An 8,626-nucleotide genomic window follows, 5' to 3' on the forward strand; every position below is an offset into this window, starting at 1 on the left:
GGAGAGTTAGGAGGTGAAGGTCAGGACAGGGTGTCGTCGTCGAGGAGGGAGCCTTGGAGTGCGGCAGCAGTCAGGCGGTAGCGCGTGTTCCGGCTGCCGCGACCTGGGGTGTTCGGTTCGACGAATCCCTCTCCCTTGAGTGCTCTGAGCCAATGCTCGGCTGTCTTCGGATTGAGGTCGAGGATCTCGCTGATCTCGGCTTTGGAGAGGTCGGCGTGGACTGCGAGGAGGCGAAGGATCTGGCGTCGTCGGTTGGGGCGGGGTCGCTTCTCGCCTGCGCCGACGCTTGTCGCGTAGTTGGAGAGCGAGTATCGAGCCCCGCGCTTGGTGCCGGTCTGTGCGACCAGTTCCCTGGCGACAAGGTCCTGGAGCTCGGTGGTGGCAACCCGGCTGTCGGTGATCCCGCTGGCAGCGCGGTACCGCGTGTTGTCCATGACCTGGCCCCTACGCATGAGCGCGAGCGCGACGCACTGGGCATCGGTGAGGCCCTCGCGCCCAAGGTGCTGAAGCCACTCGAGGGTTTCGTCATCGAGGAGTGAGTGGTTCGGGAAGACCACTTCGAAGGACGTGGTGCGGTCTTTGAACAGTGGTGGACTCATGCCGGCGTCGCGCAGTGCACTCAGCATTGCTCGGATGCCGGACCCGCGGTTCTCGCAGACGACGCGGTCCTCGCCGGGGATGACCACATCTTCGAGGATCTTCAGCAGCGAGCCGTTTCGTGCCGACGATCGGCCTTCCTCTCCGAGGTGTTCGATGTCGACGGCACCGAAGAGCCCGCCGGGGTTCATGACGCGGAGTCGGTCCGGGTACATCTCGATCTGAACCTGGTTGCCGCGGGAGCCTGGGCTCAGGTCGCGGTGGACGAGCGCGTTGACGATTGCTTCGCGTAGCGCTTCCGGCGGGTACTCCCACATGTCACGCCGGCCTTCCCCGGTTATCAGCGCCCGTTTCTTCATGTTTCGTTGGACGGCGGCGAGCGCCTCAGCCGCCATGAGGGGGATCGGGCCGTCGATGCTGGCGTTGTCGAGAAACCGGATGCCTGCTTTGGTGCTCTCGCCCGTGGGGGTGGGGTAGTAGACGAAGGTGATGTTGAGCTGCGGGAAGAACTGCTGTGGGTATCGGCCCAGCGCGAGCAGTCCGGCGAGCGTCGGGTGCTCGACTCCGTCGGACCCCTTCGCGACCGCCTTGGTCATCCTCAAGATCACATCGTCGGGCTCGTCCCGGAAGATCCGGGCGTTGTTGCCGCCTCGGATACGACGGACGTAGGAATCGACGGCCGATGGGTCCAGGTCATCGATTGTGGAATCGATCACCGGCTCGTGATCGAACTGCGGCTGGCCACGGTCTGCCACGAGCTGGTGGACCTCCTCCGAGGTCAGCCGACGGTCGCTCTCGCCAACGCGAAGGTACGAGCCCCGGTTCATGCCCAGCGACTTGACGTAGCAGGGCTTCTGACTCCGCGGGAGCTCTGGGACCTCGGCGATGACGAGTTTCTTGCCGTCGACCTCGACGATCTCGATCTCAGGTTGGAGGGGAGGCACGACCTCGTCCCTGCACCAGGAGGCGAGGTCCGCCATGATCTTCTTCGGGTCGACGACGCCGATCGCGGTGAAGTTCCCGGGCTCGGCGAGACCAAGGATGAGCGAACCACCTCCGGGCGTGTTCGAGAAGCTGGACAGCGTCTCGAGCACGTCTCGGGGCAGCTTCTTCTCTGACCGCTTCGCTTCTACGCCGGTCGCTTCAGCACCGAACTTCCTGAGTGCGGCGACCAGCTCTGTGCCGTTGCTCACGTGCCTCCTCCCAACTCTCGGTAGTTAGGAGGTTAGCACAATCATTAGGATGAGATCCTACCGTTTAGGATGTAGGAAAGGCTTGGATGTTGCCTTGGGCGCGACGCTCCCAACGCCGACAGTATGAGCCGTTAGGTCGGAGTACTCTCGAGGTGCCGGTGGATCGGCCGCCGGCCACAACTCAACATCGCTGGTGCTGCCCCGGGTAGCACGGACTTGGCTCAACCGTAGGTAACGGGAGCCAACGGGACCTGAAATCCACGCTCAGGGAGCGGGTGACGCTGTTCTGAGCGTGGATGCCCGCCGGTTCAACTCCCCCTCGCGCACGTTGAGGATTGTGGCCCTGACCAGCGGAAACGCTAGTTGGGGCCCGAATCTATTTCGGGCGCTTCCGCGTCGAGCACTTGGAGGAACTGATCACCCCTGGCGAACAGGGGGCCTTCCCGATCGTCGTTGTGCGGAAGACACGCTGGAACGGGCCGATGCGAAAGCGACCAGGGTCGTGATCCGCGAGCACGGGGGATAGGCGAGGAAGTGGCCGAGGGAGGACCGGATCGTCTGGTCAGCGCCCACCGTGGGACCGGCAAGTCAGACTCCGGTGGTCTCCGGCTCCGGCGCGGCGTCGGTGATGCGCCCGCCAACTTTGCGGACGGCGACGACCAGTACGACGGCAGCGACCACGATCACAGGCACATAGGCGGGGAGGGACTCCACGTTCCAGTCGCGGATGAGCGTGCGGTAGTTGGTGACCAGGATCAGGCTGCCGACGAGCGCCCCCAGGACAGGCAGCGACAGGTGCTTGACGAGGTAGGCGGCGAAGGGCGCGGCGATCACGCCACCGACCAGCAGACCGCCGACGATGCGCCAGTCGATCGCCTCGTCGGCGAGCCCGACAAGGAAGCCGATACTGGCCGACACCGCTACCACGAACTCGGAGGTGGAGACCGATCCGATGACCTTACGCGGGTGGAGGGTGCCGGTGGAGATGAGCGTCGGCGTCGTGACCGGTCCCCAGCCGCCGCCGCCCGTGGAGTCGATGAAGCCGCCGATGATGCCCAGCGGAGCGAGCAGTCCCAGGCCGGGCCTCCGGCCGGCACCCGGGACGGGCGGCTGGCCGAAGACGAAGCGCGCGATGATGTAGACGCCGAGGAGGATGAGCAGGCCGGCGACCCACGGCCTGGCGACCTCGGTGGACAGGTTCGAGAGTGCGGTGGCGCCCAGGAACGCGCCGATGCCGCCGGGGATCGCGAGCTTGGCGACGACCGTCCAGTCGACATTGCCGAACCGCCAGTGCGACGTCCCCGAGACGAGTGTGGTCCCGACCTCGGCGAAGTGGACCGAGGCGGACGCGACCGCGACGGAGACCCCCGTGCTGACCAGCAAGGTGTTGGACGTGACGCCGTAGGCCATGCCTAACGAGCCGTCGACGGCCTGGGCTGCCAGGCCAACGAAGATGAAGATCAGGAACTTGTCCATGCCGGGGTCCTCTCGAGGATGGAAGAGAAGAAGATTAACACGAGTTGTTAACTTGACTTAGATTCCCCGCGGTTAGGCACCGCCGTCACCATCGGGACGGCGTACCGGTGCCCGGCCGGAGGCGCCTGGGCGGTCGGCCGAGCCGGGCAGCCAGGACGCCGCCGCGCTGGCCCGGCTGGCCGGGTGAGACAGTGGCCCCACCGAAGCCACCGTCACGAGACCACAGGAGAACCATGCAGATCGCCGACACCGCCGCCATCGTTACCGGCGCCGCCTCCGGGCTCGGCGCTGCCACTGCGGCCAGGCTTGCCGCCGAGGGCGCTCGCGTCTTCGGCCTCGATCTCAACGTCGAGGGAGCGCCCGTCGTCGACGGGGTCACCTATGTCTCCACCGACGTCACCGACGAGGAGCAGGTACGGCGCGCGGTCGCGCTCGCCGCCGAGGCGGGCCCGCTGCGTGTCGTCGTCAACTGCGCGGGCATCGGTCCCTCGGCCCGGATTCTGGGACGCAACGGCGTCCACGACCTCGGCCTGTACGCCAAGGTCGTCCAGATCAACCTGGTCGGCACCTTCACCGTGCTCGCGCTCGGCGCCGAGGCGATTTCCCAGACCGAGCCGCTCGAGGACGGGCAGCGGGGCGTCGTGGTCAACACCGCCTCGGTGGCCGCCTTCGAGGGTCAGATCGGGCAGGCGGCGTACGCCTCCTCCAAGGGCGGTGTGGTGGGTCTGACCCTGCCCGCCGCTCGTGATCTGGCGCAGTACGGCATCCGGGTCAACACCATCGCCCCGGGCATCGTCGACACCCCGATGCTGGCCACCGTGAGCGAGGAGTTCCGCGCCGCGCTCGCCGCCGGTGTCCCGTTCCCGCAGCGGCTGTGCCGCCCCGAGGAGTACGCCCAGCTGGTGCGGATGATCATCGGCCACGACTACCTCAACGGCGAGACCATCCGGATGGACGGCGCCCTCCGGATGACGCCGCGCTGATCGGGTTCTGCCGAGGCCCCGGCCCGGCTCCTCGGGGACGGGAAGCTGGGTAGGGGCGCGGAGCAGGGTCACCAGGCCGACGGTGCGGGTCTGGAGAGGGTCCTTCGGTTCGGCGTCAGGCTTATGTGGTTAGGTCGCCTGCCGTCCATGCGGGCTCGTGGTCCCACGTCCACTCTGACCATGACCGGTATCTCGATGCCGGCACCGTGTCCAGGGAGTGCACCTCGACCCTGACCGCGTATCCCAACCCCGGTGTGCACCGCTTCGTCAGATCGGTTTGGAGTTGCTCACGTCCCCGGTCGACAGCAGCGACGTTGAACGCGTTCGCGTTGTCGTCCCATAGTCCGGCGGCCTTCGCGCTCGCAGCGCTGACAATCAGCTGCATCGGCACGAGTTGCTCGCCGGGAGCTAGGAACCACTCCTCCGTAGCGCTGACCAGCAGCTGTGCTGGTGACAGCCCGCCGCCCCCGTTGGCGCGTGCTCGCGCTGCCTTCTTGGCCAGCTGTCGAACCCGGTCCCCGGCCTCCGCAAGAACGTCTGTCTCAAGGGCATCTGAATGCGGGGCTCTGGCCGCGCGACGTGCCAGCCACGTCGCGAAGCGCTCCCTGACTGCGACTCTGGGACGGGAAATTCGCGTGGCGAGTACGGGCCACGTCGCAGCTCTTCCCATCGGTCGGAGCTGACGGCCTCGACCGGGCACACCAAGAGGCACGGTTCGATGTCGACGGAACGGACGATGTCGCAGTCTCGGCTCAGCACGACGTAGTAACCGAGTTCGGACACGACCGTCAGTGTCCACACCTGGTCCTCATCGACCTCCGCATCTGGGGACGCCTCATGCACGGTCGCGCTCGGCCGTGCCAGCCCGAGGGTTCCGAGAGAAGTGGGACCATCGTCCCGTACAGTTCCTGTGACTCAAGTTTGTGGCCGGCGTTCGGGGCGCGGGTCCCTGCTCCCCGGAAGGCGAGTCATGACGCCAACCTTCTTCGACGGCGTGGTCGATCGGCCGCGGCTGCGCCAGATCCTCGACACCACGACGGCCCAGATCTGCGTGGTGAAGGCGCCCAGCGGATCGGGAAAGACGACATTGCTGCGCGGCTGGGCGGCCGGGCAGGCGGCGGCCGGCCACCCGGTGCTGTGGCTGAGCATCAGCGGCGAGGCCGACTCCTCGCGGGCCTTCTGGGCCCAGGTCGCCGAGGCCGCGAGGCGGGTCGGCGAGCTGAGCGCCGACGTCGCGGCCAGACTGGTCGGCCGGATCGCACTGGTGGACGACGTCCTCGACGTCGTCATCGACGCGCTGCGCGATCGCGACCAGGTCACCTTCGTCCTCGACGCCTACGAGAAGCTCGGCGACGCCGCCGCCGAGGTCGACGACGACCTCCAGCGGCTGGTCGAGCGACTGCCGAGCGTGCGTGTCGTGATCGGTACGCGGGGCCGTACCCGGCTCTGCGACGAGAAGCTGCTGCTCCGCGGCCGGACCAGGCTCATCGACGACCGCGACCTGGCGCTGACCGAGTCGGAGATCGCCGAGCTGCTCCGGCTGCACCTGGGCAGCGACGACTCCGGGCTGGCCCGGGCGGCCGCCCGGGAGACCAGCGGCTACGCGCTCGGCGTCCGGGCGCTGGTGCTGGGGCTCTCACGACGGGGCAACGTCCCGGTCGACGGCAGCCAGGAGTGGAACGACCTCGTCGCGACCGACCTGTCCTCGGAGCTGGCCGACGAGTCGATGGCTCGCTTCGTGCTGCTGACCAGCGCGCCGCCGTACTTCGACGCGGAGCTGGCCGGAGCCATCTCCGGGCGCGGGGACGTCGATGCCGTGCTGGCCGTCCTCGAGCGCGAGGGCTTCGGCCGCTGGGTTCCCTACGCCCGCCGGCACGCCGTCTTCCAGTACGTCGACTCGGTCCGCGACGCCTTCCTCCACCGGTTGCGCCGCCACGACCCGACCGGCTACCGGGGCTCGGTGCGCGAGTCGGCCCGATGGCTCTTCGAGTACGGCGACTACGAGATGGCCTTCCAGCTCGCGGTCGAGGCCGAGGACTACACGCTGGCCTCACGGGTCTACGTCGACCTGGTTTGCGCCTACCCCGAGATCTACTTCACCGGCCGGCTCCTCGGCCGGCTCGACGCGCTGCCGACCAGCGTGCTGACCCGCTACCCGGTGCTGGCACTGGGCCTGGGGCTGGTCCGGGGATTCAACCCGGTGCTGCGCGGCACCGCGGCCGAGGCCTACGCCATGGCGGCGCGCCAGCACCCCGAGGGCGTCGAGGTGCTGGGCGGACCGATCGACCGCTTCCTGCTGACCAGCGTCAGGGCGGTGGCCCTGCGCCTGTGCGGTCGTTTCCAGGAGTCGGCCCGGGTGTCGGTGGAGGCGATCGCCGAGCTCGACTCGCTGCCGGGGGAGTTCGACGACGCGTCGGTGGAGTTCGTCGCGATGATCCTGCGCCAGCTGAGCTTCTCGCTGCTGCAGGGCTCCCGGTTCCCCGCCGCCCTGACCGCCATGGCGCGCTCGGCCGGGATGACGAAGGTGGCCGCGACGCGCAACTACGCCTTCTCCTACCTGGTGGGCGCCAACGGCTACCTCGGCGACCGCGAGGCGACCGAGGACGCCGGCCAGGCGATCGACCCCGCCGCCTGGCCGCGTGAGCACGAGCAGTCCTATCTCAACGTGATGACGTTGGCCGGGGAGGGTTTCACCAGGCTCGACGAGTTCGACTTCGAGGCGGCGCTGGACCGGGTCGCCCGGGTGCGGCGCCACAGCCCGATCTCGGAGTTCTGGCCGTTCGTCGCCGCGGTCGAGTTGCACGCCCGGATCGGCCAGGGCGAGGCACTGTCGGCGGCACGCTGGCTGGAGATGCGGCTGGCGGACACCCCGCCGCCACCGGGGATCGGCGACAACACCGCCACCCGCTACCTGACCAATCTCCACGCGATGGCCTGGCTGCTGGCCGGGCGGCCCTCACAGGCCGAGCCGCTGCTCGCCACCGAGTCGCCACGGGCGCCGGAGATCGTGCCCGCCCGGCTGTTGGAGCTCATCCTCACCGGCCGCGCCGACCAGGCTCCCGAGCAGCTGGCCGGCTGGCTGAGGCTGCCGGGCCACACCAACCGGACCAAGGCAGCCACGCTGCTGCTGGGCGCCGCGGCCGTGCTGGAGCACGGTGACGAGAAGCTCGCCACCGCGCTGGCCCGGCGGGCCTACGACCTGTACCTGGCGAAGGGGGTGCGTGCCCAGGTGCTGCTGGCGCCTGCCGAGCACCGCCGGCAGTTGGCGGAGCTCGCCCGGGAGGAGGGCGAGCCGGACCTGGCGGCCTACCTCTTGGACGGCGTACCCGATGTGGTCTCGCTCGGCGGCCTGCCCCGGCTGGTGCGGCTGAGCAAGCGGGAGTTGGTCGTGCTCGCGGCGCTGGTCGACCACGCCTCCCGCGAGGAGATCGCCAAGGTGCTGACCGTCTCGCCGAACACCGTCAAGACCCAACTGCGCAGCATCTATCGCAAGCTCGGCGTTACCAGCCGGGAGGCTGCGGTCAGGACGGCCTTCGAGTACCACCTGCTCGACGGCCACTGAGCCGCAGCGTCGCCAACTCCTCCGAGATCCCGCCGAGAGGTCGCTGATTGCCCCGCGAGAGGTCTCTGATCGCGCCCTTGCATTTGGCGTACGACGACCGCCCGGCCGGAGGCCAGCCGCGGCGTCGAGCGCGGCGAACTCCAAGACGGCGAGGATGTCGTCTCGCTCCAACTCGTCGTAGTCGGCGAGGTGCCCATTGCCCGACCTGAGTAGGTCGGGGCCGGTGGCCTGGTCAAGGTCACCGGCGCGATCACCCCGGCGGCGACCGGGAAGGCGCAGCTCCAGGTCCAGACCGGAGTCGTGTGGCTACGGGTGTTCTACCCCGGCGACAGCGGCTACCTGCCGGCCACCTCCAAGACCGTCAAAATCACCATCAAACGCTGACCGTGTGCCAGCGGCGTCACTCAGCCGGGGTCGTGTTGGGTGGTGCCATCTTTGGTGACGTGGAATCGGTAGCCGTGGGGGCTGGTCCACAGATATTCACCCGGCGCTGTGGGTTTTCACGCGGTGGTGATGTCGGCATAGCGGGGCGATATTGCCGGTCCTGGTTTGGTCGGGTGGGCCGTGTTCTTGCCATTTCTTGGCGTGGTCCAGGTCGCAGGCCTCGGCGGGACGCTCGCAGTAGGGGAAGACGCAGGTGCGGGCGGTCTCGACCACCTGCTCCCGGAGGGTGTCGGTGGCGAACCTGCCTGCTGTGACTGCCTCGGCGGTCAGGTCGAGGACGGGCCGGACCGTGACCTGGCTGTGGGTGCACCAGGTGTGGAGGCGGTCGATGGTGACCATGCCCAGGTGCTGGCCGGTCAGGGAGTGCACGA

General features: G+C 68.5%; 5 protein-coding genes. 2 read left to right on the forward strand and 3 right to left on the reverse strand.

Going from position 1 to position 8,626, the window contains the following annotated elements:
* Nucleotides 1–20: 20 nt before the first annotated feature.
* Nucleotides 21–1,790 carry an ATP-binding protein gene (locus QM595_RS14135; protein ID WP_415172208.1) on the reverse strand — a complete coding sequence of 590 codons (1,770 nt, stop codon included), beginning with the start codon at nucleotides 1,788–1,790 and terminating at the stop codon, nucleotides 21–23.
* A gap of 588 nt (nucleotides 1,791–2,378) precedes the next feature.
* The gene (locus QM595_RS14140; protein ID WP_415172209.1) at nucleotides 2,379–3,266 is read right to left on the reverse strand and encodes a sulfite exporter TauE/SafE family protein; all 888 of its coding nucleotides are present in this window, start codon (nucleotides 3,264–3,266) and stop codon (nucleotides 2,379–2,381) included.
* 233 nt (nucleotides 3,267–3,499) lie between these two features.
* Here QM595_RS14140 and QM595_RS14145 point away from each other — a divergent pair, with 233 nt between their 5' ends.
* Both QM595_RS14145 and QM595_RS14150 read left to right on the forward strand, forming a co-directional pair.
* On the forward strand, nucleotides 3,500–4,249 hold the full coding sequence (locus tag QM595_RS14145) for an SDR family NAD(P)-dependent oxidoreductase (protein WP_415172210.1): 750 nt from the start codon (nucleotides 3,500–3,502) through the stop codon (nucleotides 4,247–4,249).
* Between the two features lie 970 nt (nucleotides 4,250–5,219).
* Nucleotides 5,220–7,811, forward strand: coding sequence for a LuxR C-terminal-related transcriptional regulator (locus QM595_RS14150; protein ID WP_415172211.1), 2,592 nt, complete (start codon nucleotides 5,220–5,222; stop codon nucleotides 7,809–7,811).
* A gap of 480 nt (nucleotides 7,812–8,291) precedes the next feature.
* Here QM595_RS14150 and QM595_RS14155 read toward each other — a convergent pair.
* Nucleotides 8,292–8,626 (reverse strand): HNH endonuclease signature motif containing protein (locus tag QM595_RS14155; RefSeq protein ID WP_415172212.1); only part of this gene is annotated, 335 nt, incomplete at its 5' end.

The sequence above is a fragment of the Nocardioides sp. genome, from assembly GCF_047607185.1.
In the GTDB taxonomy this organism is placed as follows: Bacteria; Actinomycetota; Actinomycetes; order Propionibacteriales; family Nocardioidaceae; genus Nocardioides.